The sequence below is a fragment of the Streptomyces sp. NPDC085900 genome (assembly GCF_044540925.1).
GTDB classification, from domain to species: domain Bacteria; phylum Actinomycetota; class Actinomycetes; order Streptomycetales; family Streptomycetaceae; genus Streptomyces; species Streptomyces gilvifuscus.
Map to the genome: position 1 here is coordinate 514,163 of NZ_JBITSP010000003.1, position 22,556 is coordinate 536,718.

Below are 22,556 nucleotides of genomic sequence, written 5' to 3' on the forward strand. Positions count from 1 at the left end.
TCGGCCTGGGAACCGCTCAGCCGTTCAGCGCGGCGCGCAGTCGCTCCGGGTCGGTGGTCGGGGCGTCGCAGGTGAAGTTGCGGCACACGTACGCGGTCGGCCGACCGTCGGTGAGGGGCCGGTCGGCGAGCAGGGGGAACTCGTCGCTGTCCGGGGTCCCCACGGCCACGACCGCGCCGGGGGCATCCCCCATGAGCGCCGTACGGTGCAGGGTCCTCGTGCCGTCGTCGTCGAGGCCCGGGCCGACGATCGCGACCTCCCGCGGCCCGTCGAGCAGCGCCTCGGCGACCGCGAGCCCCCAGCCGATGAACCGCGGCACCCGCGGACCCAGCGCCTTCACGACCCCCAACGCCCGCTCGGCCGCGCTGCGATGGGACTCGGAACCGGTGTGGGCGGCGTAGCTCAGCAGGGCGCCCGCGGCGGCCGTCCAGCCGGACGGCACGGCGTTGTCGGTCGGGTCCTGCGGCCGGCGGATCAGCCGCTCGGCGTCGGCGGCGGTGTCGTAGAGCGAACCCGACTCGGGGTCGGCGAACCGGGCCAGGACGTGGTCCAGCAGGAACCCGGCGAACTCCAGCCAGACGCCCTCGCCGGTGACGGACGCGAGCGCCAGGAAGCCCTCGGCGACGTCGGCGTAGTCCTCCAGCACGCCCGCGTTGGCGCCGGCCTGGCCGTCCTTGCTGGTACGGGAGAGGCGGGCGTGTTCGTCGAGATGCAGCCGGACGAGGAGGTCGGCCGCCGTGACGGCCGCGTCGACGAGGTCGGGGCGGTCGAAGTAGGCGCCGGTCTCGGCGAGCGCGGCGATCGCGAGGCCGTTCCAGGCGGCGACGACCTTGTCGTCCCGGCCGGGGGCGGGGCGCTCGGCGCGCGCGGCGAGCAGGCGCTCCCGGACGGAGGCGATCCTCTCGGCGTCGAACAGACCGTCCTGCTGCGGGAGTTGCAGCACCGACTGGCCGTGCTCGAAGGTGCCCTCCTCGGTCACACCGAAGTACCGGGCGGCGAGTTCGGCGTCGTCGTCCCCCAGCACTTCGCGCAGTTGCCCGGGCGTCCACACGTAGTACGCGCCTTCGACGTGCCTACCGGTCCCGTCGTCGCTGTCGGCGTCCAGCGCGGAGGCGAACCCGCCCTGCTCGGTGCGCAGTTCGCGCACCATGAAGTCGGCCGTCTCCAGCGCCACCCGCCGGGCGAGCTCGGAGCCCGTGGCCCGCCACAGGTGCGCGTAGACGCGGCACAGCAGGGCGTTGTCGTAGAGCATCTTCTCGAAGTGCGGCACGATCCAGTCGCGGTCGACGGAGTAGCGGGCGAAGCCGCCGCCGAGCTGGTCGTAGATCCCGCCGCGGGCCATGCGCTCGCAGGTGTCGGCGGCCATCTGCAGGGCGCCCTCGGAGCCGGTGCGGGCGTGGTGGCGCAGCAGGAACTCGACCGCCATGGACGGCGGGAACTTGGGTGCGCCGCCGAAGCCGCCGCGCTGCGCGTCGTACTCGCGGGTGAGCCCGAGCAGGGCCTGCGCGAGCTCCTCCTCGCCGGGGGCCTCGGGGCCGCCGTAGGAGATCTCCCGGCCCGCGAGGTCCCGGACGATCTTGCCGGCGACCTCCGCGACCTCATCCCGCCGGTCGGTCCAGGCGCTGCGCACGCCCTCCAGGACCTGGCGGAAGGAGGGCATGCCGTGGCGGGGGGCGGGCGGGAAGTAGGTGCCGAAGTAGAACGGTTCGGCGTCCGGGGTCAGGAAGACGGTCATGGGCCAGCCGCCCTGGCCGGTGGCCGCCTGGACGGCCTCCATGTAGACGGCGTCGACGTCGGGGCGCTCCTCGCGGTCGACCTTGACGCTGACGAAGTGCTCGTTGAGGAAGTCGGCGGTGGCCCGGTCCTCGAAGGACTCGTGGGCCATGACGTGGCACCAGTGGCAGCTGGAGTAACCGACGCTCAGCAGAACGGGCTTGTTCGCCTTGCGGGCCTCCTCGAAGGCCTCGGCCGACCAGGGCCACCAGTCGACGGGGTTGTCGGCGTGCTGGAGCAGGTACGGGGACGTCTCATGGGCCAGTCGGTTCACTCCTCCACTCTCCCACGGGCTCGGCCACGGCGTAGAAACGCATGTTGACCGGGCGCGCCCCCTCGGGGGCGGTCTCGCGCGAGTGGCCGTAACGGTCCAGCAGGGCGCGGTACTCGCGCATGAACGCGAGGAGTTCGTCCTTGGTGAGCCAGGTGCCGTGGCGCTGCACATGGGCCCAGCCGTCGGGGCCGCGGTACTCCTCGTGGGCGCGGCGGAAGAGCTGGGTGTCGACGTCGATCTTCAGCAGGGCGAGATGCCGGGCGGCCTCGAACTCCTCCTGCGTCATGGTCGCCGGGTCGGGCGTGGTGTGGCTGAACGGCAGCAGCCGCCACCAGCGCTCCCGGCCGCCCGACTTCTCCGGGATCTCCTCGACGAGCCGCTGCTCGGCGAGTTTGCGCAGGTGGTAGCTGGTCGTCCCGGAGCTCTCGCCCAGTTCGCGGGCGAGCACGGTGGAGTTCGCCTCGCCGTGCCGGCCGAGGTAGTCGAGGATCCGGCGGCGCAGGGGGTTGCCGAGGGACTTGTACAGCGCGGTGCGTTCGAGGCCGGTCATGCCGGTGTGTCCGGAGTCGGTGGTCCCGGTCCTGCCGTCGCTCATGCGGCCACTGTCAGCCTGGTCGCTCATGCGGCCACGGTAACCCTGAGCAACCCTGATCCGACCCTGATGTCTGCCGATTTTTCTTTGCAGAATTTTCTCTGCGGTCTAGCGTGGGGGCGTGGGATCGGAATGGGGGAAGCGCGTGAGGAAGCAGTCGTACGAGAAGCAACTGGCGGGGTGGACACTCCTCCTGCTGGGCATGGCGGTCGGCGCGATGGTCGTGGCGCTGAAGAGGTGGAAGCTGGTCTTCCTGGGCGCGGCGACCGTGCTGCTGGTGCCGTGGACGGTGATGCTCGGCCTGACCCTGCCGGCCGACACGGAGGTACGGCACTGGTCGCTGGCCTGGATCGGCCTGGACGTCCTGATGGCGGCGGGCTGCGCGGCGACGGTGGTACTGAGCCTGCGCGATCGTCCCGCCGCCCGCCTCACGGCCTCGGCGACCGCGGCCGTCGCCGTCCTGGACGCCTGGTTCGACATAACCACCGCGCCGGCGGGCTCGGGCCTCGCCCAGGCCCTGGCGTGCGCGGTGGGCGAGGCGACGCTGGCCTGCGTCTGCGTGTTCCTGGCCGTCGCCGACCGCCGCTCCCGGACCTGAGCGGCCCTCACGCTCCGTCGATCGCACCATTGATCGCGCCGGTGATCGCCCCGTCGATCGCCCCGGTGATCGCGGCCCTCTGTCGCTCGCGTCCCTCGCGAAGGACACTCGTAGGCACAGGAGTTGCCGCCGGAGGGGGAAGCGACATGCGGGACGGCCATCGGGCGGAGGCCGAGCGGCTGTTGGCTCGAGCCGTGGAGGAGGAGGTGCGGCGTTCCGGCGGACGCACCGACGGGGCCGTCCTGCTGTCGCGGGCACGCGGGGCCCTGGACGCGATGGCGGAGACGGCCGCCGAGGAGTACGCGGCGTACACCCGGGCGCTGGACGAGGCGGACGCAGGACGGCTCACCTTCGCCCAGCGGTACGCGAAGGAGGGGTCCGGAACTCCCCTGCTGGTGGCGGCCGTCGCCGCGATCGCGGCCGTTGCCGCCGACCTGGCCTTCGGCACCGACACCGGCACGGCGGTCGGGGTGGGCGCGACCGTGGGTGTCGTGGCCGCCGCGACGACGGTCGTCAAGGTCGCCGGCTCCCATCTGCCCGACGCACACCATCACGCGGGCGCCGCCAACCAGCCGGGCGGCCCCGAGCAGCTGCGCCTGCAGTGGCTGACGGCGCTGGAGGTGCGCGGCATCCGCCCCTTCCTCGACCAGCAGCGGGTCCTGGCCGCCTCGACGGGACCGAAGCAGAGCGGCCCGCGGCTGAAGGGCGCCGACAAGAGCGCGGCGGCCCGCGGGCGGACGGTGCTGCAGCAGTCGTTCGGCCAGCTCCCCTCCCCCGAGGGCTCGTTCGCGGGCCGGCGGCAGGAGATGGCCCGGATCCGGCAGTGGGTGCAGGCCTCCCGCGCGAGCACGGAGACCCGGCCGACAGTCGTCGTGCTGCACGGTGCCCCCGGCAGCGGCCGCACGACCCTCGCCGTGCGCGCCACGCACGACCTCAAGGACTACTTCCGCGGCGCCTGCGTCGTCGACCTGCGCGGCGGCAGCCCGGAGGAGACCCCGCTGTCCACCCGGGATGCCCTGCTCCATCTCCTCAACCGCCTCGGCGCACCCCGCGAGCAACTCCTGTTCCGCGAGCGGTCATCGCCCGACCAGCAGGTCAAGCGGCTGAGCGAGCTGTACCACCAGCACCTCAAGGGCCTTGCGGTCACGGTCGTCCTGGACGACGCCTCCGACCCCGAACAGGTCCGCGCGCTGGTCCCCGAACGCTCCGACAGCCTGGTCCTGGTCACCACCCGCGAGCCTCTCGCCCTCCCCTCCGACATGCAGGCGTGGGTGCACGAACTACCGGTCGAGGCCCTGGACGCGGCGGGCGCCGAGGAACTCCTGGACGCCGCGGCACAGGAGAGGACCGAGCCCTACGACGCCCAGTCCGCCGAGCGCATCCGGGAGTTGTGCGGCGGGCTGCCGCTGGCCCTGCGCATCGCCGGCTCCTCGCTGGGCCCGCGCTCCCCGCGCCGGCTGGCCACGGACCTCGGGGCCTACGGCCCGGTCGATCCGACCGAGCGCGCCCTGTGGCTGCGTTACACCGACCAGTCGGACACGTGCCGCCGGCTGCTGCGCCGCCTCGCCCTGGCCGGCCGCGCCTCCCTCGGCGCCGCGGCCGCCGCCGCCCTCCTGGCCACCGACGAGACCGAGGCGACTCGCCAGCTGGCCGCCCTGTCCCGCGCGGGCCTGATCGACCACGTCCGCGGCAGCCGCTACCGCCTGCACGACGTGGTGCGCGCCTTCGCCCAGGCCCGCCTGCTCGACGAGGAGGAGCCGGCGGAGCGCACGGCGGCGCAGGAACGGCTCATCGTGAACTACGCCGAACTCGCGGACTCCGTGCTGCGCCTGGTCGACGGCAACATGTCGACCCGCTCGGACCGCTTCAGCCCGCACGGCTTCACCTCGTTGGAGGAGGCGCTGCGCTGGCTGGACGACGAGTCGAGCTTCATCACCTCCACCCTGCGGCACGCGGAGGGCGTGAACCAGGCGGCGGTCCTCAACCTGCTCGGCGCCCTGTGCGACTACTGCCTGCTGCGCGGCGACCTCTACCGCCTGGGCGAGATCAGCGAGCTGGCCCAGGCCGTCGACCAGGGTCTGCTGGTCCGCTCGGTGCAGTGGCGCACCGGCATCGCGGCCCGTCAGCTCGGCGAGCTGGACAAGGCGCGCACGACCCTGTCGTCCGTGGTCGACCTCTACCTGGAGGCGCATCACGACGCGGGCGCCGCCCGCGCCCTGTGCTCCCTCGGCATCACCCTCCACCACCAGGGCAACCTGACCGAGGCGGCGGCCAAGCTCCGCGAGGCCCTGGACCTCCAGTCCGCCCCCGAACTGGCCACGGACCGCGGCTGGACGATGCACGCCCTGGCGGCGGTGGAGCGCGACCGCGGCCGGGTGGCCGAGTCCCTGGACCTGCTCACCCGCTCCCTGGTCCTGCACCGCGAGGGCGAGTCGGTGCACGGCGAGGCCTGGGCGCACTTCCAGCTCGGCCAGCTCGCCCTGCGCATGGGTGACGTCCCCCGCGCGGAGTCCGAGCTGCGCGCGGCCCTCGACCGCTACGCCCGCACCCGCGACGCCCGCGGCGAGGCCTGGGCCCTGACCCAGCTGGCCCGCGCCCGCCTCGTCGCCGGCGACCCGTCACCGGCCGTGGACGGCCTGCGCCAGGCGGCCTCCCGCCACCGCGAGAACGAGGACGCCCGCGGCGAGGCCTGGACGATCTACTACCTGGGCCAGGCGCTGGAGGAGACGGGCAACCTCGACCTGGCCGTCCGCGAACTGGAACGCTCCCGCACGATGTTCTCCCGGATGCGGGACGTCTACGGCCTGGCCTGCGCCCGCCACCACTCGGCCCGGGTCACCCGCGACCAGCGCGCCGCCCAGACCGGTTCGCTGCGCAACTCCGGCTTCGCCAGACAGCTCCTGGTCGACGCCCGCGCCGACTTCCAGCGCATCGGCGTCGCCCACGGCGAGGCCTGGACCTGCCTGGAACTGGCGGTCGTGGACGCGGGCAACGCCCGTACCCCCCAGGCACTGGCCCTGTGCGACGAGGCGATCGACCTGTTCACGTCCTACGGCGACCTGCGCGGCGAGGACTGGGCCCGCTTCCTGCGCTGCACCCTCTTGCCCTACGCCGCTCCCGGCGGCGTAGAGATCGGCACCGCGGTCGCCCAGGAGGAACTCACCCAGCTGTCCCGCACCAGACACCCCCTGCGGGACGAGAAGCTGGACGAGTACGTCGATGCCTACCAGCTCCTGCTGGAACGCGGCGTGGACCTGGACACGGGCTGGCAGGCCTGGCGCCTGGGCATGGTGCCGAGCCGGCATGCGCGGGAGGTGATGGGGGTGCCCGTGGCCGTGCGGCAGGACTGACGACCGTCAGCCCCGCCGTGGGGCGTCAGCCCCGTCGCCGCCGGGCGGTCAGCTCGAGGAGGTCTTGCCGGAGGCCTCCGCGGAGGGCTTCTCCTCGGAGTCCGCCGGGTCCTCGAACTTGACCTTGCCCATGTGCTTGTTCATGGACTTCATCAGCCCCCACACCGCCAGGGCCATCACCGCGAAGACGATGAAACCGAGGACGCCGGGGGTGACCTTGTTCTCGTCCACCTCCTTGGCGAGGGGGACGAGGTGCGTCACTGCCAGGCTCACGCTTGCGCTCATGTCAGGCATTGTCGCGGATGCCCGCGAAGAGGTCGTCCTCGGGGAGGGAGGTGTCCACGAGCGACTTCGCCAGCTCGTACTCCTCCGTCGGCCAGACCTCCTTCTGGATCTCCATGGGGACCTTGAACCAGCCGCCGTCGGGGTCGATCTGCGTGGCGTGCGCGATCAGGGCCTTGTCACGGATCTCGAAGAAGTCGGCGCACGGGACGTGCGTGGTCAGCGTGCGCTCGACGCGCTCGAACTCGTTCCAGCGCTTGAGCCAGTCCCCGTACGGCGACTCCAGTCCGCGCTCCAGCAGCGCGTTGTGCAGCGCCTCGGTGCGGGGGCGGTTGAAGCCCTGGTTGTAGTACAGCTTCTGCGGCTGGTACGCCGGGCCGAACTCGGCCTCCGGGTACTTCTCGGTGTCCGCCGCGCCCTCGAACGCCACCATCGAGATCTTGTGGGTCATGATGTGGTCGGGGTGCGGGTAGCCGCCGTTCTCGTCGTAGGTGGTGATCACCTGCGGACGGAAGGCGCGGATCTGCTTCACCAGCTCGCCCGCCGCCTTATCGACGTCCTCCAGGGCGAAGCAGCCCTCGGGCAGCGGCGGCAGCGGGTCGCCCTCCGGCAGGCCGGAGTCGACGAAGCCGAGCCACTCCTGCTTGATGCCGAGGATCTCGCGGGCCTCGTCCATCTCCTTCTTGCGTACCTCGTGGATGTGCTCCTCGATGTACTTGTCGCCCTGCAGCTTCGGATTGAGGATGGAACCGCGCTCCCCACCGGTGCAGGTCACGACCAGCACGTCCACCCCCTCGGACACGTACTTCGCCATGGTGGCCGCGCCCTTGCTCGACTCGTCGTCGGGGTGGGCGTGCACGGCCATCAGTCGCAGCTGGTCAGTCAAGACTCAATCCTCGTAAAGTCGGCGCCCCGGTGTCTTCGGGTGCGAACGGCGGCTTCTATAGTGACCGAATCCGGGGGCGAATAATTCCGGGGTCCGGCTCCGCAGGCCCCGCACGGAGAGGACGATCATGGGTACGGCGAGCACTCAGCTGCCCGAGGGCCGCTACGGCCGCTCCTCGGACGCGCGTGCCGACCACAAGCTCAAGATCGCCGGGGCCGTCCTCGGGACCCTCCTGCTCGTCCTGGTCGGCTATTTCGCCTACCACTACGTCGCCCAGAACAAGATCAGCGGCGAGGTGATCACGTTCGAGCCGCACCAGAGCTCCGTCTCGGTGCATCTCGAGGTCCGCAAGGACGCCGACGCCTCCGGCTACTGCACGGTCCGCTCCCAGGCGGCGGACGGCTCCGAGGTGGGCCGGGCCGACTTCCGCTTCGACGGCAGCGCCACCCGGATCGACAAGGTCGTCACGCTCCGTACGACGGCTCCGGGCACCACGGCCGAGCTGCTGGGCTGTCACGCCGACTGACCTCACTCGGATGCGTCGCGGCTGACCTGCGCCGACGTAATTCTGATGGCTTATGTCCTCCCCCTTCGGCCACTGAATTGTTAGGCTCGTGGTTTCGCCCTTCCGTGAAGGAACATTCTTCTGGGTAGGGCGATGCTTTGTATTCCCAGTACCTACGAGGAGCACCTGTGACCCAGACCAGCGAGAACGTCACCTGGCTGACCCAGGAGGCGTACAACCAGCTCAAGGCCGAGCTGGAGTACCTGTCTGGTCCCGCGCGCACGGAGATCGCCGCCAAGATCGCGGCCGCGCGCGAGGAGGGCGACCTGCGTGAGAACGGCGGGTACCACGCGGCCAAGGAAGAGCAGGGCAAGCAGGAGCTCCGTGTGCGCCAGCTGACCCAGCTCCTGGAGAACGCCAAGGTCGGTGAGGCTCCGGAGTCGGCGGACGGCGCCGTGGCGCCCGGCATGGTCGTGACGATCGCCTTCGACGGCGACGAGGACGACACGCTGACCTTCCTGCTCGCCTCCCGCGAGTACGCGAGCGCCGACATCGAGACCTACTCGCCGCAGTCCCCGCTGGGCTCCGGCGTGATCGGCCACAAGGTCGGCGAGGACGCGGAGTACGAACTGCCGAACGGCAAGAAGGCCTCCGTGACGATCCTCAAGGCCGAGCCCTACAACGGCTGACCCGGCGGTCTTCGGGCCGCTCGCGGCCACCCTGCCCTCGACCCGCCCCCGGCGTCCTCATGGCGCCGGGGGCGTCGTCGTACCCGCACCCGCGGGATCAGTCGTCGCGCGGGCCGCTCACGCCGTTGCCGAGCGGTACTTCCGTACCGCCAGGGTCCGGAAGACGACGATGATCAGCGCCGAGTAGATCAGCGAGGCCCACACCGAGTGCTGCATCGGCCAGGCGCCCGACTGCGACTGGCCGGGGTTGGCGAACAGCACCCGGCAGGCCTGCACGGTGGCGCTGAAGGGGTTCCACTCGGCGATGTGGCGCAGCCACGGGGTCATGTGGCTGGTGTCCACGAAGGCGTTGGAGATGAACGTCACCGGGAACAGCCAGATCAGTCCGCTGGAGGTCGCGGCCTCGGGGGTGCGCACCGACATGCCGATCAGGGCGCCGATCCAGGTGAACGCGTAGCCGAGCAGTAGCAGCAGGCCGAAGGCGCCGAGGACCTTGACGGCGTTGGTGGGGCCGTTCGACCCGACCCGCCAGCCGACCATGACCGCGACCACGGCGAGGACGACCAGGGTCAGCGCCGTCTGGACGAGGTCGGCGAGCGTGCGCCCGGTCAGTACCGCGCCGCGCGCCATGGGCAGGGAGCGGAAGCGGTCGATGAGCCCCTTGTGCATGTCGTCGGCGATGCCGGCGCCGGAGCTGGCGGTGGCGAACGTGACGGTCTGCGCGAAGATGCCGGCCATCAGGAAGTTCTTGTAGTCGGTGGCGCTGGTGCTGCCGCCGATCTGCATGGAGCCGCCGAAGACGTAGGTGAACAGCACCACGAACATGATGGGCTGGATGAGCCCGTAGATGATCATCTCGGGGATCCGGGACATGCGGATCAGGTTCCGCTTGGCGACGACCATGGAATCCCGGAAGGACTGGCTGACGGGGTTGCCGGTCGGCGCGACCCGCACGGCGTCGGTCACGGCGCTCACTTGGCGGCCTCCTTCTTCTGCTTGCGGTCCTTGGCGGGGGCGTCCGCCGTCGCGCCGTTCTCCTCCGCCTTCGCCTCGGCCACATGGCCGGTCAGGGAGAGGAACACGTCGTCGAGGGTCGGGCGGCGCAGGCCGATGTCGTCCATCTCGATGCCGCGGACGTCCAGTTCACGGATGATCTCGGCCAGCAGCTTGGCGCCGCCGGTGACGGAGACGGTGAGCTTGCGGGTGTGCTCCTCGACGGTGACGTCGCCCTTGCCGAAGCCGCCCAGGACCTCGCGGGCGGTGGGGATGAGCTCGCGTTCGTGCACCACGACCTCGACACGCTCGCCGCCGGTGCGGGCCTTGAGCTGGTCGGAGGTGCCGCGGGCGATGACGCGGCCGTGGTCGACGACGGCGATGTCGTGGGCGAGGTGGTCGGCCTCCTCCAGGTACTGCGTGGTCAGCAGCAGGGTCGTACCGCCGGAGACGAGCTGCTTGATGACCTCCCACAGCATCTGGCGGTTGCGCGGGTCGAGGCCGGTCGTCGGCTCGTCCATGAACATCACGGGCGGGGAGACGACCAGGGCCGCGGCGAGGTCGAGCCGGCGGCGCATGCCTCCCGAATAGGTCTTGGCGGTGCGGTCGGCGGCGTCGGCGAGGTCGAACTGGGCCAGCAGCTCCTCGGCCCGGGCCTTCGCGGCCTTGGCCTTCATCTGGTAGAGCTGCCCGACCATCTGCAGGTTTTCCCGGCCGGTCAGGTATTCGTCGACCGCGGCGAACTGGCCGGACAGGCCGATCGAGCGGCGCACCTCGTTCGGGTGCTTGAGCACGTCGAGGCCCGCGACGACGGCCCTGCCGCTATCCGGTTGCAGCAGTGTGGTCAGACAGCGGACAGTGGTCGTCTTGCCCGCGCCGTTCGGCCCGAGCAGGCCAAGGACGGTGCCCTCGGGGACATCGAGGTCGACGCCGTCCAGAGCCTTTACGTCACCGAAGGTCTTCACCAGACCTTCGGCATAGATGGCGCCTGGCATATGAGTCTCCACGTCGTCGGGGATTCTTCGGAAAGCCTAGGTTTTTTGTGCGCTTTGCTCCGCCCGACGGATGCCGGGCCGGGACGGCGAGCGTCACGAGACACACCATAACGCGATGTATCGCGTCTCTCAACGGATTTTCTCGAACGAGTGACAAAGAGCCCCTGAGCTGGTCTTTCCCTTGCGGCTGTGCGAATTCCGGCGCCTCAGTCGATGACCGTGTAGCCCGCCTCGCGGAGGGCGCGGCCGACCTCGGCGCAGTGCTCCGGCCCCTTCGTCTCCAGGTGCAGCTCGACCTCCGCCTCCGTGAGCCCGAGCCGTGGATCGGTCCTGATGTGGCTCACATCGAGGACGTTAGCGTCGACCACTGACAACACCCCGAGAATCGTCGCGAGCGCCCCCGGCCGGTCCGTCAGCCGCAGCCGTACGGCCAGGTAGCGGCCCTGCGCGGCCATGCCGTGCCGCAGCACGCGCTGCAGCAGCACCGGGTCGACGTTGCCGCCGGACAGCACTGCCACGACCGGTCCCTCGAAGGCGCGCGGATCGCTCAGCAGCGCCGCGACCGGGCTCGCGCCGGCCGGCTCCACGACCATCTTGGCCCGCTCCAGGCAGAGCAGCAGCGCGGCGGCCAGCTCGTCCTCGGTGACCGTGCGGACCTCGTCCACCAGCTCGGCGATGATCCCGAACGGCACGTCACCGGGCCGCCCGACCTTGATGCCGTCGGCCATCGTCGCCGGATGCTCGATCGACACCGGATGCCCGGCCGCGAGCGAGGGCGGGTACGCCGCCGCGCCCTCCGCCTGGACACCGACGATCCTCACGTCGGGCCGCAGGGCCTTCACCGCCACCGCGACACCGGCGATCAGCCCTCCACCGCCGATGCCGATGACGATCGTCCGCACCTCGGGGCACTGCTCCAGGATCTCCAGGCCGACCGTGCCCTGCCCCGCGATGATGTCGGGGTGGTCGAAGGGGTGGATGAACACCGCGCCCGTCTCGGCCGCGTACGCCTGGGCGGCGGCCAGCGTCTCGTCCACCACCTGCCCGTGCAGGCGCACCTCGGCGCCGTACTCGCGCGTCGCGCTGATCTTCGGCAGCGGTGCACCCTTCGGCATGAACACCGTCGCCCGCACGCCGAGCAGCGAGGACGCCAGGGCCACGCCCTGCGCGTGGTTGCCGGCGCTCGCCGCGACGACCCCGGCGGCCCGCTCCTCGGGCAGCAGCCCGGCGATGCGGACGTACGCGCCGCGCAGCTTGAACGACCCCGTCCGCTGGAGGTTCTCGCACTTCAGGTGCACCGGCGCGCCCACCAGCTGGGACAGATGCCTGCTGCCCTCCATCGCCGTCATCCGCGCCACGCCCGAGAGCATCTTCTGGGCGCCCCGGACGTCGTCGAGGGTGACGGACCGAAAGGAGTCAGCCGTGCTGTAGCTCATGACCCAAGCATCGCAGTTCACAGGCGCGCGCGACCGGTGTGACCAACGTCCGAGACTGGTTTGCGCAGCGCCGGTACGGCCCGCCTCCCGGCCGCGTACTCTGTCCCCCATTCACAGACCACCTTCATGAAGCGAGCCTCCGGCCATGCCCACAACACCTGAAATGTCGATGGACATGACGACCGTCGGTGACACCGGTCTCCTCGACACGCTGCAGCACGAGGTGGCGGTCTTCGCCCGCCGTGCGGAACAGACCCGGCTCGGTGGGGTCGGGCAGGTGCGCAACTCCATGGACCGCGCCGCGTACCTGCTGCTCAACCGCCTCGACAACGAGGGCCCCATGGGGGTCAAGGCCCTCGCGGCCAGCATGGGCATCGACTCCTCGACGGTCACCCGGCAGGTGGCTCCGCTCGTCGACACCGGTCTCGTCAAGCGCACCTCGCACCCCGAGGACGGCCGCGCCGTGGTGCTCCAGCTGTCCCCGCGCGGGCAGTCGCGGCTCGAAGAAGTGCGCTCCTCGAGGCGTCAGTTGATGGCCGAGCTGACACACGACTGGGCGCCGGAGGAGCGCGAGGCGTTCTGCACGCTCCTCACGCGCTTCAACACCGCCCTCTCCGCCCGCATGACCGCGCAGGGGGTACCGGGGCCGGAGGCGTCGCAGCCGTCGTAGCGGCGTGGGTGCCTTGGGCCGTGCGGGTGCGGTGCGGGTGTCGTAGGCGGTGCGGGTGCCGTCGCCGCTGAGGCAGTGCCCCTCGCGCGCATATGCGTGGCGCGCGGCTCTTGACCGAAAGGCCACCCCTGGCCTCATATGAGATCGGGCCCTCGTCGTACACGGTTTCGTATGCCGTACGCGGCCGGGTCCGGGTCTCACAAGGACGCGTCAGGGTGGGAGGCGCGGTGCGACAACGGCAGGTGTCCCAAGGTGCCCGCCGGGCCCGGGAGTTCGAGGCGTTCGTCGCGGGCGCGGCGGGACGGCTGCTGCATGCCGCCACACTGCTCACGGCGGAGCTGCCGGAGGACAACCCGCGGGCGCGGCGGCTGCTGACACACGCCCTCGCGCACACGTACGCGTGCTGGGACCGGCTGCGCGGCGAGGACCCGTACGACCGCGCCCGCCAGTATCTGGCCACCCGCTTCGCACGTGCCGCGTGGCACCAGTACGGCGCTCTGGGCCGGAGCCGCCCGCACCCCGACAGCGCCCTGGCCGGGCTGGCACCGCAGGAGCGCCTGATCCTGGTCCTCAGGCTGTACGAGGGGGTCGCCGAGGAGCAGACGGCGGCGCTGCTCGGTCTCCCGGTCGACCGGGTGCGCTCCATCTGCGACCGCGCCACGACGTCCCTGCTGCATCCCGCGCGCGAGAGGCCCTCGCCGGTGATCGGTGCGAAGGTGGCGCCGTCATGAGGCGCGAGTGTCGACGGATACGCACGGGGCATGCGGCCGGCGGCAGGAGGCGTCGGACGCCGCTGCGGGGAGGTGCGGGGTGAACCGGCCCGAGCGGGAGGCCACCGCGCGACGGCTCATGGAGCAGGAACCCCCGCCCGTGCCGCCGGAGCTGTACGACGACGTCATGCGGCGCGGCGCCCGCATGCTGCGCCGCAGGAGGATCGTGCGGCGTCTGATGTGGCTGCTGCTGTGTGCCGCGACCGTCGCGTTCGTGGTGTGGGCGCTGACGGCCCGCCCGTGGGTGGAGCCGCCGTCGCAGACGACTCCCCCGTACACGGGCTGGTGAGCGGACGGTCAGCCAAGCGCCTGCTGCAGGTCCTCGAGGAGGTCGTCGACGTTCTCGATGCCCACGGAGAGCCGCACGAGATCGGCGGGCACCTCCAGGGCCGAGCCGGCCGCCGAGGCGTGCGTCATCCGTCCCGGGTGCTCGATCAGCGACTCGACGCCGCCCAGGGACTCGCCGAGCGTGAAGATCTTGGCGCGGTTGCAGACCTCCACGGCCGCCTCCTCCCCGCCCTCGACGCGGAACGACACCATGCCGCCGAAGGCCCGCATCTGCTTGGCCGCCACCTCATGGCCGGGGTGGTCCTCCAGGCCGGGGTAGAGCACACGCGTCACGCGCGCGTGCCGGGTGAGCATCTCGGCGACCTTGGTGGCGTTCTCGCTGTGCCGGTCCATACGCACCGACAGCGTCTTGGTACCGCGCAGCACCAGCCAGGAGTCGAAGGGCCCGGCGACCGCGCCCATCGCGTTCTGGTGGTAGGCGAGCTCCTCGCCGAGCGTCTCGTCGGAGACGATCAGGGCGCCGCCGACCACGTCCGAGTGCCCGCCCATGTACTTGGTCAGGGAGTGCACGACGATGTCCGCGCCGAGCGCCAGCGGCTGCTGCAGGTACGGCGTGGCGAAGGTGTTGTCCACGACGAGCCTGGCGCCCGCGTCCCGGGCGACCTGGGCGACGGCGGCGATGTCGGTGATGCCGAGCAGCGGGTTGGAGGGGGTCTCCACCCACACGGCCTTGGTCTTCGGGGTGATCGCGGCCCGTACGGCGGAGGGGTCGCTGGTGTCCGCGACCGACCACTCCACGCCCCAGCGGGCGACGACCTTCGCGAACAGACGGAACGTGCCGCCGTACGCGTCGTTCGGGATGACCACGTGGTCGCCGGGGCTGAGCAGCGTACGCAACAGGCAGTCCTCGGCCGCCAGTCCGGACGCGAACGCGAGACCGCGGCGGCCGCCCTCGAGGGCCGCGAGGTTCTCCTCCAGAGCGGTCCTGGTGGGGTTGGCGCTGCGGCTGTACTCGTAGCCGCCGCGCAGACCGCCGACGCCGTCCTGCTTGTAGGTCGAGACCTGGTAGATCGGCGGGACGACGGCGCCGGTGAGGGGGTCGGCGGTGTTGCCCGCGTGGATCGCGAGAGTCTCGAAGTGCTGACTGATATGCCTGTCGCTCATGGGGACCGAGCGTAGTGCGCTCGCGGGACAGGTGCCGGACGGCGGGGCTCGGGAGGGGGGACCGAGGGGTTTTCCCTCGGTGGTGGAGGTGGTTCTGCCGGGGTGGCGGCCCGTGGAGGCGTTGGACGCGGTCCCGCCGGGGAGGGGGGCGCGGTGGAGGCGGTGGACGGGGTTCCGCCGGAGCCGAGGCGCGACCGGCCGGATTCCCGTGGCGGCGGGTTTTCCACAGGTCCGCGGACCGGTTGGCCAATTGTCCGAGGCGTCTGGAACGCTTGAGTCATGGAATTTCTCTGGGTCCTGATCGCGGTCGCCATGATGGGCTTCGTGCTGCTTCCGGTCATGCGGCGCAGGCGGGGCATGATCGAGCAGGTCCCGGCCGGCCACCCGGACGCCGCGGACCCCGCGGACTACGGCTTCGTACGCGAGGAGGAGCTGGACGTCCGCATGCCCGGTCCCGACCACGACCTGCTGGACGTGCTGGACCTGGTGCAGCGCACACAGGACTACCGGGCGTGCTCCCAGCTGCTGGCGGGCACCGAGGCGGAGGGCGAGCTGCGCTGGCAGCGCGTGCAGGCCTTCGCGGGCGCCGCGTCGCTGGAGCTGAAGGAACGGCCTGGCGGGGTCGGCGAGGTGCCGGGCGGACAGTGGCTGCGGGTGTGGCGGGCCGAACAGCCGAAGGACGCCGGCGGTGCGGCCGTGCACGCCGAGTTCCTGGTGCAGCAGGCGTGGCGGACGTCGACCCCGGGCACCGACGACTTCCGGATCATCATGGAGGAGGCGCGGGCGGCCTGCGGGGACGCGGCGCTGCTCGCCCCCGGCGACCCGGTCCCGTACATCGTCGAGCTCTCGGTGGCCCGCGGGCTCGGCTACTCCGAGCCGGAGTTCGACCAGCTGTGGCTGAAAATCCTGGACCGCGCCCCGTCCCACATGGGCGCGCACCTGGCGGCCCTGCACTACTGGTGCGAGAAGTGGCACGGATCGCGTGAGCAGGCGTACTCCTTCGCGGAGGCCGCGGCCGCCCGCGCCCCGCGGGGTTCCCTTCTGGCCGCCATGCCGCTGTTCGCGGTCTTCGAGCACCTGCCCGAGGTGAACCTGGTCCGCGGTTTCTACCAGAGCGAGGTCGTGACCAAGGCCATCCACGGTGCCCTGCACGCGGTCCACTCGGCCCGCCCCGACGACCCGATGCTGGCGCACGTACGGCACCTGCTGGTCTTCTTCCTCGTGCGCGCTGAGCGCTGGGGCGAGGCGATGAACCAGCTCATACACATCGACGGACACGTCGGGGCACTTCCCTGGACCCTGTCCGCCGACCCCGCCGCCGAGTTCGCGGTCTACCGCGCGCTGGCCGTGGCGGGCTACGAGGCGAACGGCGGCAGCCCGGCGACGCTGCCGCACTGACCGGCGGGGGCGCCGTGGCGGAATTCCGCACCACCGCGGCCTGTTGACGGCACCGAACCCTCGGCCCCGTGTTTGGAGACCGCATGTTCCTGTACAGCCGTACGCCCCAACTCCCCACCCCCGAGCAGGCGCTGCAGGGCCGCCCGGAGCCGATCTTCACGGTCCCCGACCGGCACACCGTCCTCGGCACCCCGCTCCTGGGCCCCTACCCCGAGGGCCTGGAGGTGGCCGACTTCGGCCTGGGCTGCTTCTGGGGCGCCGAGCGCAAGTTCTGGCAGCTGCCGGCCGGGGTGTGGACCACGCTGGTCGGCTACCAGGGCGGTTACACCGAGCACCCCACCTACGAAGAGGTCTGCTCCGGCTTGACCGGCCACACGGAGGTAGTCCGCGTGGTCTTCGACCCCGACCTCATCTCGTACGAACGCCTCCTGAAGACCTTCTGGGAGTCCCACGACCCCACGCAGGGCTTCCGCCAGGGCAACGACGTGGGCACCCAGTACCGCTCGGCGATCCACACCCACACCCCCGAACAGGCAACGGCCGCCGAGGCCTCCCGCGCGGCCTACCAACGCGTCCTGACCGGCGCGGGCCACGGCACGATCACGACGGAGATCCTGCCGGCGGAGGGCCGCCCGTTCTATCCGGCGGAGGGGTACCACCAGCAGTACCTTTCAGGCAGCAAAAACCCGGACGGGTACTGCGGGTTGGACGGGACGGGCGTCAAGCTGAGTGACCCGTCCGGGACGAGCTGGGGAGCGTCTTGCCCGACGGGCATTGCTCCTGCTGAGGGGTAGGCGAGACACTCAACCAGTCATCTGAGCAGGGCTGTTGGGGGCGGACCGGCATGGGCGAACTGTGGAGTGCGATTGGCGCGCTGAGCGGGGCCGGCGCTTTGGCCGTCACCGTTGCAACGTGGTGGGCCCAACACCGGCGAACGCTCAAACGCGACCGAGAAGCAATGGCCCATGAAGCCAGGGCGGCACAAGGCCGGGCGTCCCTGGTGATCGCGTCAGCTCCGTGGACAAGCAGTACCACGATCGAAGTGCGGATCACCAACGGAGGCTCCACCGCCATCACGGGCGTCGAAGTCATAGAGGTTCGGCGCCGCCCTAGGTCCCCTGGTGACAGTTGGCGACTCGACCCCGCCTCCAGGCCGAACGCCCGGACCGCGTGCCTCCTTCAGCCAGGGGAATCCCTCGTGGCAAAGGTGCAGTTGATCGATGCCTCCGGGGAGCCTGTCAGCCAAGCCACAGGCACAGGTCTTGTCGTCCTCTTCAGGTTCCAGGACGCGGACGGGCACGGGTGGCTCCGGGAAATGGGCAGGCCACCACAGCAATACGAGGTCCAGCCCGCTGCATAGCGGGACCCACGGTAAGACCAGCTCACCGGGACGTGGTTAAGCCAGGCACCGCAGCGATCGGCCGCGCCGCCGATCACTCATGACGGTGCCACGACCGCAGGAGCCTGTCCGACCGACTGGCTCGGTAAGGTCTCAGCCTTCCTGGAGTGTCATCAATCCGCGTTGACAGAGCCTTGCCCGTCACGGACATCGAGCGAGGACCGTAGGGCGCACGGGCGGGCCCTGCCATGCTGCCCGGTAGCCGGCTCCGACCGTGCGTTAGCCTCTCGATCCATGTCTGACCTGCCCGACCACACCAGCGCAATCATCGACGCGATAGTCGATCACGTCGGTCGCTCGACGCTTCCCTTCCAGCGGGCACACCGGGAGGAACAGCACGCGACGGCCTTCTGGTTCAACGAACTGGTGGAGACGACCTCCGAAGGCGAGGTCATCCGGCAGTACCTCATGACCGCCAGTGAGCCGGCGCGAGTCGAGTTGGCTGAGTTCACCCTGCGCCCTGCACTGTGCGCACCCGTGATGAGCGCTGAGAAGCTGATGATGCTCGAGTTCGCAGAGGGGTGGACCCATCTCGGCGATCTGGGGGTGGCGGTCATGTCCTCCACCGGGCTGCACGCGCACGGCGCCCGCAAGGGCTGGCACTGGACAACCGACGAGATCACCGACGGCATCGCAGCCACGGAACAGGACATCGCCAGCCTCGGTGAGTCGCCGGTGCCGGCCTATCTGCTGGGTCACGTCAATGACGGGGACGGTTCCCGAGAGCAGGCCGTCGTGATCGGCGCGATCACACGCTCAGGCGACGGCGGCATCCGGTGGATCGGAGACGTGCCACAAGGGTGCGTGGGCGCGCCGGTGTTCATTGGCGCGCCTCTCGGCGGGGACAGTTTCAAGCTGGTGTGCGTCGGAGTGGCACTCACCACCGACGCACACCACACCGTTGCCGCCTTCGACCGCATCCGCGCCGCCCTGAAAGCCATACCGTCGAACAGCACGCCAGCCCCCGGAACCGGTCCTCGGGCAGGCGAGCAGAAACGGCGCTGGTGGCAGCGACGCAGCTGACGCGCACGGCACCGCCGGGCCACGAACAAGGTCGGCCTGGCTGCGGACCGACGCGCGGGGTGAACGCCAAAAGGTCTCTGAACGCGGCTTGTCGTGGACCATCAAGCCGCCTTGACGCACTGCTGTAGGTCGCAGACCGCAGCCGCAGAAGGGGAGCGCCGCCCGGCTGCTGCCCCAAGACCATCCCTACCCTGTTGAGGACGAGACCCTTGCCCGGCTCCCCGGATGACGGACTGAACGAACCGACACCAGGCCCACGGGTCACACGGCAGCACAGGCCCGCTGGGACGGGGGTCAAGCTAAGTACCCCGTCCGAAACCAACTGGGGCGCCTCGTGCCCCACAGGGGTCGCGCCCGCGCCGGAGGCCGCAGAACAGTAGGTCCCCAGGTGCGGAGACATGGCGACTTCCGGGATACGGAGCAGTCGGCTCGGCGGCTCAGGACGTGGCGGGGCGGCAGACCACGCCCGAACCGGCATCCTCGCCGAGCAGCTTTCGCGGGTCAGTGGCAGTCGTAGCGGTGCCCATACGGGAGATCCGGGCACTGACGGCAGAGAAAGACGTACAGGCCCCCGCGTCCCCGATCTCCAGTTCGGGCCCGATAGCGTCAAAGACGGTCTGGGCCGCTGGAGCGTCCCACGCCGGTTGTGTCGTTCCGGGTTCGTGCTCATCCAGCGGGAGCCAACGTCCATACGCCGGCTCGCCCGTAATGCTGAACAAGTGCTCCATGCGGTGGCCCCGACCACAGTGCGGCCAGTCGGGGCTCTGAGTCCAGGCCGGATACCCACCCACCTTGTTCTGCAGAGCACTTGCCGCCTCCGTGTACCAGAACCCGTACCGGTCCTGTAGCTCTTCGAGGTGGGGGCGTAGGGCCGTCAGCAGCTCATCGGGGAGGTCATAGCCCGGGTACTCGATCGCGGGAGTGGGACAGACCGTGCAGGGGCGCGGCACGAGGCCGTCTTCGTACTCACCCTCGCCAGGCGCGGGAACGCCGTGCAGCAACCCCGCTGCAACCGTCTCGGCCTCGTTCCGCCAGTACAGCTTCGGCAGTACCGCTCCGGCTCGATCCTCCTCATGGATGAGGGCACACCAGAGCAACTGCACCATTGGCTGACCATATGCCGATGAAGCGCTTAACCGTTTCGGCTATTTGCAGGGTTCCTTCATAAGCCCTCCCGCCCCGTACGGACTTGGTCCGGGAGGGCGGCGGTCCCCCGGCGAGTTCCGGGGGCCATTACGTCACGCGCAGTCACGACAGCCCCGAGCGCGCTGCTCATCACTTCGTGTGAATCGCTTTCCGGACCGGCAAGGCACAAGCCCCAGGCGGGGAAGGAGGCCTGGGGCTTGCGAGAGGGATGGAGCCGTCAGCCGGCGCTGCGCGTGAACGGTGCGAAGATGTGGCTGAAGTACCAGGTGTCCTGGGCGATGCCGGAGCAGGAGTTGGCGCCCGCGGTGCCGACACAGCCGCCGTTGTCGCGCTGGAGCGCCCAGAAGGAGAGCGTGTTGATCCCCTTGGCGACGGCCCAGTTCTTCACCGTAACCGCGTCCTGCGTGGTGAAGGTCTCCTCGGGGCCGAAATCGTCGATGCCGGGCATCTCGGTGACACCGACCATGCGCCACAGCTTCGCCGAGCTCTTCTTCGGGTAGAGCGCCGCCAGTTGGTCGTGCAGGCCGGCGGCGGCGGTCTCGGTGTCGGCCGCCATGTCGTGGGTGAGGCCGTCCCAGTAGTCGAACGTCATGATGTTGACGACGTCCACGCGCGCGCCGTTGTCGACGGCGTTCTGCAGCAGTGCCACACCGCTGGCCGCGAGACCGGTGTTGAACGTCGGCAGGGTGTACGAGAACTGCACGCGGTGGCCGGTGTGTTTGGCCCAGCTCTGGACCTTGGCGATGGCCTTGTTGCGACGGTCGACGCCGGCGGTGTTATTGATGGAGTCGGCCTCGATGTCGAGGTCGATGCGGGTGACGCCGTACGTCGTGACGAGGCTCTTGTACACCTTGGCAATGGCGTCGACGCTGGTGCAGCTGTCGGCCAGCTCGGTGCCGGTGGTGTCGGCGGTGTAGCCGCCGAAGGACGGGATGACGTTGCCGCCGCGGGCCTGGATCGTGGCGATGTCCCTGCCGAAGGTGGCCTTGCCGATGGGCTGGGTGGTGTCGCCGTTCCAGTACGCGGTGCAGGAGCCCGCCGCTTCGGTCTGGAGGAAGGCCATGGTCAGGTACTTGTTGCCCGACGCGGCGGCGAGCGCGGCCGGGCTCTCACCGGTCCAGGCCTCGAAGTACGGCGCCGCCACATGGGCGGGCATCGGCTTGGCCGCGGGCGAGGACGCCTCCGGCGCGGCGAGCGCGGAGCCCCCGGTGAGGGCGGCGAGCCCGACCGAAAGGGCGGTGACGGTCATACAGGACAGCAAGGTGCGGAAAGTTCCAGGTCGTCTCATTGACGCTCCCATGGTGAACAACATGCAGGCGGGGACAGCGGGAAGGCTGAACGGAACTGCGAGAGATGGCCGCCATCTTTGGACTAGACCAATAATCTGTCAAGGTTCTTTACGGTTAACTGGCCGAGTCGGTGCTGGGCCGCGGCCCGCCGTGCCCACGAAGCGGCGTTGCCCCCGGACCCACGATCCGGGGGCAACGCCTCTGCTGTGCCTGTTAGTTGTCTCCCTGCCAGAGCCCGCCTCAGTGGCGGACCTTCACCTTGCTGAGTGCGGCGACGCCGAAGGCCGCCAGGGCGATCTGAATGAGCCATTCGACCCAGTCGACGCCCTTGGTGTCCGCGACGCCGAGTCCGCCGGCGATGCCGGTGCCGATGAACGCCGCCACGGTTCCGATCCCGATCGTCCACAGCAGGCCGATGCGCTGCCGACCGGGCACGACGAGCCGTCCCAGACGAGCGAGGTCCGCGGCGGCGTGCCCTTTCAAGGCGTAGTCCTCGGCAGGAGTACCGACCGTGCCCGTCCATCTCCGGGTGAAGTACTTGAACTCGATCGCGGTGCGGTTCGAGGGGCCGATGCACAGGAGGTCCAGGTACTCGGCCCTGCCCTCCGCCCGCTGCGGCACCTCAAGCCTGGAGTGCACATCCGGCGACAATTCCCACAGAGCCCGCGAAGCTGTGCTGAAGATCTGCTTCGGAGTGGAAGACCGGCCCGTGCCTGCCCAGTCAACGGCTGTGGCACTGGCAACCAGCACGGTGCTTCGGCAGCTGCTCTCGTCTCAGTGAACGGCCGCCGAAAATCAGTGGCCGCCTGAACCGGCCGACCTCACGCTGTACGCCATGGAAGAACCGCAACGCAGGATCCGCGCGGCCCACTTCGGAATCCACGATCACCGTCTACCAGGCGTACTCCCCGCAGATCGGCCTGCCGGCCGCCCGCGACGGCCGCTTCCCCGCCGCGTGGAAGCGGGACAGGATGACATGGATCATCAAGCAGCGTTCACAGACTTCACGCCATGTGACCTGTGGGTGGTGCTGGCG

Annotated in this window: 21 protein-coding genes and 1 pseudogene; 11 read left to right on the forward strand and 11 right to left on the reverse strand. The window is 70.4% G+C overall.

The features are described from left to right. Window positions 1-16: 16 nt before the first annotated feature. Complete coding sequence (locus ACIGDI_RS11765) at window positions 17-2,047, reverse strand: thioredoxin domain-containing protein (RefSeq protein ID WP_399894157.1); 2,031 nt, start codon at window positions 2,045-2,047, stop codon at window positions 17-19. Next, the gene (locus ACIGDI_RS11770) at window positions 2,028-2,669 is read right to left on the reverse strand and encodes an ArsR/SmtB family transcription factor (protein ID WP_399894160.1); all 642 of its coding nucleotides are present in this window, start codon (window positions 2,667-2,669) and stop codon (window positions 2,028-2,030) included. Before ACIGDI_RS11770 ends, ACIGDI_RS11765 begins: the two co-directional genes overlap by 20 nt. Before the next feature lie 115 nt (window positions 2,670-2,784). Here ACIGDI_RS11770 and ACIGDI_RS11775 point away from each other — a divergent pair, with 115 nt between their 5' ends. Then, the gene (locus tag ACIGDI_RS11775; RefSeq protein ID WP_399894163.1) at window positions 2,785-3,237 is read left to right on the forward strand and encodes a hypothetical protein; all 453 of its coding nucleotides are present in this window, start codon (window positions 2,785-2,787) and stop codon (window positions 3,235-3,237) included. A 146-nt stretch (window positions 3,238-3,383) separates the two neighbouring features. Further along, window positions 3,384-6,587 (forward strand): tetratricopeptide repeat protein, encoded by a 3,204-nt coding sequence (locus ACIGDI_RS11780; protein ID WP_399894166.1) that lies wholly within the window; start codon window positions 3,384-3,386, stop codon window positions 6,585-6,587. A 48-nt stretch (window positions 6,588-6,635) separates the two neighbouring features. On the opposite strand, the gene ACIGDI_RS11785 is transcribed toward ACIGDI_RS11780, so the two are convergent. Further along, entirely contained in the window at window positions 6,636-6,881 is a 246-nt protein-coding gene (locus ACIGDI_RS11785; RefSeq protein WP_200699093.1) for a hypothetical protein, read from the reverse strand. After that, window positions 6,874-7,755: a mycothiol conjugate amidase Mca gene (gene mca / locus ACIGDI_RS11790; RefSeq protein WP_272175409.1), complete on the reverse strand. Its 882-nt coding sequence runs from the start codon at window positions 7,753-7,755 to the stop codon at window positions 6,874-6,876. The genes ACIGDI_RS11785 and mca overlap by 8 nt, the downstream gene beginning before the upstream one ends. Before the next feature lie 127 nt (window positions 7,756-7,882). On the opposite strand from mca, the gene ACIGDI_RS11795 reads away from it, so the two are divergent. Together ACIGDI_RS11795 and greA are read left to right on the forward strand one after the other, a co-directional pair. Then, window positions 7,883-8,281, forward strand: coding sequence for a DUF4307 domain-containing protein (locus ACIGDI_RS11795; RefSeq protein WP_351566085.1), 399 nt, complete (start codon window positions 7,883-7,885; stop codon window positions 8,279-8,281). A 167-nt stretch (window positions 8,282-8,448) separates the two neighbouring features. Further along, entirely contained in the window at window positions 8,449-8,949 is a 501-nt protein-coding gene (gene greA / locus ACIGDI_RS11800; protein WP_200699091.1) for a transcription elongation factor GreA, read from the forward strand. A 117-nt stretch (window positions 8,950-9,066) separates the two neighbouring features. On the opposite strand, the gene ACIGDI_RS11805 is transcribed toward greA, so the two are convergent. From ACIGDI_RS11805 to ilvA, 3 genes are all read right to left on the reverse strand, one after another. After that, the gene (locus ACIGDI_RS11805; protein WP_399894173.1) at window positions 9,067-9,924 is read right to left on the reverse strand and encodes an ABC transporter permease; all 858 of its coding nucleotides are present in this window, start codon (window positions 9,922-9,924) and stop codon (window positions 9,067-9,069) included. Next, a complete protein-coding gene (locus ACIGDI_RS11810) occupies window positions 9,921-10,937 on the reverse strand; it encodes an ATP-binding cassette domain-containing protein (RefSeq protein WP_399894176.1) in 1,017 nt (338 codons plus the stop codon). Before ACIGDI_RS11810 ends, ACIGDI_RS11805 begins: the two co-directional genes overlap by 4 nt. Before the next feature lie 206 nt (window positions 10,938-11,143). Further along, the gene (gene ilvA, locus ACIGDI_RS11815; protein ID WP_399894179.1) at window positions 11,144-12,373 is read right to left on the reverse strand and encodes a threonine ammonia-lyase; all 1,230 of its coding nucleotides are present in this window, start codon (window positions 12,371-12,373) and stop codon (window positions 11,144-11,146) included. A 163-nt stretch (window positions 12,374-12,536) separates the two neighbouring features. Here ilvA and ACIGDI_RS11820 point away from each other — a divergent pair, with 163 nt between their 5' ends. The 3 genes from ACIGDI_RS11820 (at window position 12,537) to ACIGDI_RS11830 (ending at window position 14,102) form a co-directional block, all read left to right on the forward strand. Further along, window positions 12,537-13,043 carry a MarR family winged helix-turn-helix transcriptional regulator gene (locus tag ACIGDI_RS11820; protein ID WP_200699119.1) on the forward strand — a complete coding sequence of 169 codons (507 nt, stop codon included), beginning with the start codon at window positions 12,537-12,539 and terminating at the stop codon, window positions 13,041-13,043. Window positions 13,044-13,270: 227 nt separating this feature from the next. Continuing rightward, window positions 13,271-13,774, forward strand: coding sequence for a sigma factor-like helix-turn-helix DNA-binding protein (locus ACIGDI_RS11825; RefSeq protein WP_399894182.1), 504 nt, complete (start codon window positions 13,271-13,273; stop codon window positions 13,772-13,774). Window positions 13,775-13,853: 79 nt separating this feature from the next. Then, window positions 13,854-14,102, forward strand: a complete 249-nt coding sequence (locus ACIGDI_RS11830; RefSeq protein WP_142142156.1) for a hypothetical protein — start codon at window positions 13,854-13,856, stop codon at window positions 14,100-14,102. Between the two features lie 8 nt (window positions 14,103-14,110). Here the strand turns inward: ACIGDI_RS11830 and ACIGDI_RS11835 are convergent, their stop codons facing one another. Further along, window positions 14,111-15,265, reverse strand: a complete 1,155-nt coding sequence (locus tag ACIGDI_RS11835; protein ID WP_399894185.1) for a cystathionine gamma-synthase — start codon at window positions 15,263-15,265, stop codon at window positions 14,111-14,113. Between the two features lie 279 nt (window positions 15,266-15,544). Between ACIGDI_RS11835 and ACIGDI_RS11840 the strand changes: the two genes are divergently transcribed. The 3 genes from ACIGDI_RS11840 (at window position 15,545) to ACIGDI_RS11850 (ending at window position 19,085) form a co-directional block, all read left to right on the forward strand. Further along, window positions 15,545-16,663: a hypothetical protein gene (locus ACIGDI_RS11840; RefSeq protein WP_399894188.1), complete on the forward strand. Its 1,119-nt coding sequence runs from the start codon at window positions 15,545-15,547 to the stop codon at window positions 16,661-16,663. 83 nt (window positions 16,664-16,746) lie between these two features. Then, window positions 16,747-17,457, forward strand: a complete 711-nt coding sequence (gene msrA / locus ACIGDI_RS11845) for a peptide-methionine (S)-S-oxide reductase MsrA (protein ID WP_399894191.1) — start codon at window positions 16,747-16,749, stop codon at window positions 17,455-17,457. An 839-nt stretch (window positions 17,458-18,296) separates the two neighbouring features. Beyond that, window positions 18,297-19,085 carry a hypothetical protein gene (locus ACIGDI_RS11850; protein WP_399894194.1) on the forward strand — a complete coding sequence of 263 codons (789 nt, stop codon included), beginning with the start codon at window positions 18,297-18,299 and terminating at the stop codon, window positions 19,083-19,085. Between the two features lie 437 nt (window positions 19,086-19,522). Here ACIGDI_RS11850 and ACIGDI_RS11855 read toward each other — a convergent pair whose 3' ends face one another. The 3 genes from ACIGDI_RS11855 to ACIGDI_RS11865 form a co-directional block, all read right to left on the reverse strand. Further along, window positions 19,523-20,191: a hypothetical protein gene (locus tag ACIGDI_RS11855; RefSeq protein WP_399894197.1), complete on the reverse strand. Its 669-nt coding sequence runs from the start codon at window positions 20,189-20,191 to the stop codon at window positions 19,523-19,525. Between the two features lie 257 nt (window positions 20,192-20,448). Next, window positions 20,449-21,480, reverse strand: a complete 1,032-nt coding sequence (locus ACIGDI_RS11860) for a chitinase (protein ID WP_399894200.1) — start codon at window positions 21,478-21,480, stop codon at window positions 20,449-20,451. Window positions 21,481-21,760: 280 nt separating this feature from the next. Next, on the reverse strand, window positions 21,761-22,003 hold the full coding sequence (locus tag ACIGDI_RS11865; RefSeq protein ID WP_399895242.1) for a GlsB/YeaQ/YmgE family stress response membrane protein: 243 nt from the start codon (window positions 22,001-22,003) through the stop codon (window positions 21,761-21,763). Between the two features lie 352 nt (window positions 22,004-22,355). Here ACIGDI_RS11865 and ACIGDI_RS11870 point away from each other — a divergent pair. Further along, a pseudogene (locus ACIGDI_RS11870) lies at window positions 22,356-22,548 on the forward strand (DUF4291 family protein); the annotation flags it as partial. Window positions 22,549-22,556: the final 8 nt, after the last annotated feature.

Coding starts and splice junctions, on each gene's coding strand:
- ACIGDI_RS11770 (WP_399894160.1), bottom strand. CDS start 2,669: ATGAGCGACCAGGCTGACAGTGGCCGCATGAGCGACGGCAGGACCGGG.
- ACIGDI_RS11780 (WP_399894166.1), top strand. CDS start 3,384: ATGCGGGACGGCCATCGGGCGGAGGCCGAGCGGCTGTTGGCTCGAGCC.
- ACIGDI_RS11785 (WP_200699093.1), bottom strand. CDS start 6,881: ATGCCTGACATGAGCGCAAGCGTGAGCCTGGCAGTGACGCACCTCGTC.
- ACIGDI_RS11795 (WP_351566085.1), top strand. CDS start 7,883: ATGGGTACGGCGAGCACTCAGCTGCCCGAGGGCCGCTACGGCCGCTCC.
- ACIGDI_RS11810 (WP_399894176.1), bottom strand. CDS start 10,937: ATGCCAGGCGCCATCTATGCCGAAGGTCTGGTGAAGACCTTCGGTGAC.
- ilvA (WP_399894179.1), bottom strand. CDS start 12,373: ATGAGCTACAGCACGGCTGACTCCTTTCGGTCCGTCACCCTCGACGAC.
- ACIGDI_RS11820 (WP_200699119.1), top strand. CDS start 12,537: ATGTCGATGGACATGACGACCGTCGGTGACACCGGTCTCCTCGACACG.
- ACIGDI_RS11835 (WP_399894185.1), bottom strand. CDS start 15,265: ATGAGCGACAGGCATATCAGTCAGCACTTCGAGACTCTCGCGATCCAC.
- ACIGDI_RS11840 (WP_399894188.1), top strand. CDS start 15,545: ATGGAATTTCTCTGGGTCCTGATCGCGGTCGCCATGATGGGCTTCGTG.
- msrA (WP_399894191.1), top strand. CDS start 16,747: ATGTTCCTGTACAGCCGTACGCCCCAACTCCCCACCCCCGAGCAGGCG.
- ACIGDI_RS11850 (WP_399894194.1), top strand. CDS start 18,297: ATGTCTGACCTGCCCGACCACACCAGCGCAATCATCGACGCGATAGTC.
- ACIGDI_RS11855 (WP_399894197.1), bottom strand. CDS start 20,191: ATGGTGCAGTTGCTCTGGTGTGCCCTCATCCATGAGGAGGATCGAGCC.
- ACIGDI_RS11860 (WP_399894200.1), bottom strand. CDS start 21,480: ATGACCGTCACCGCCCTTTCGGTCGGGCTCGCCGCCCTCACCGGGGGC.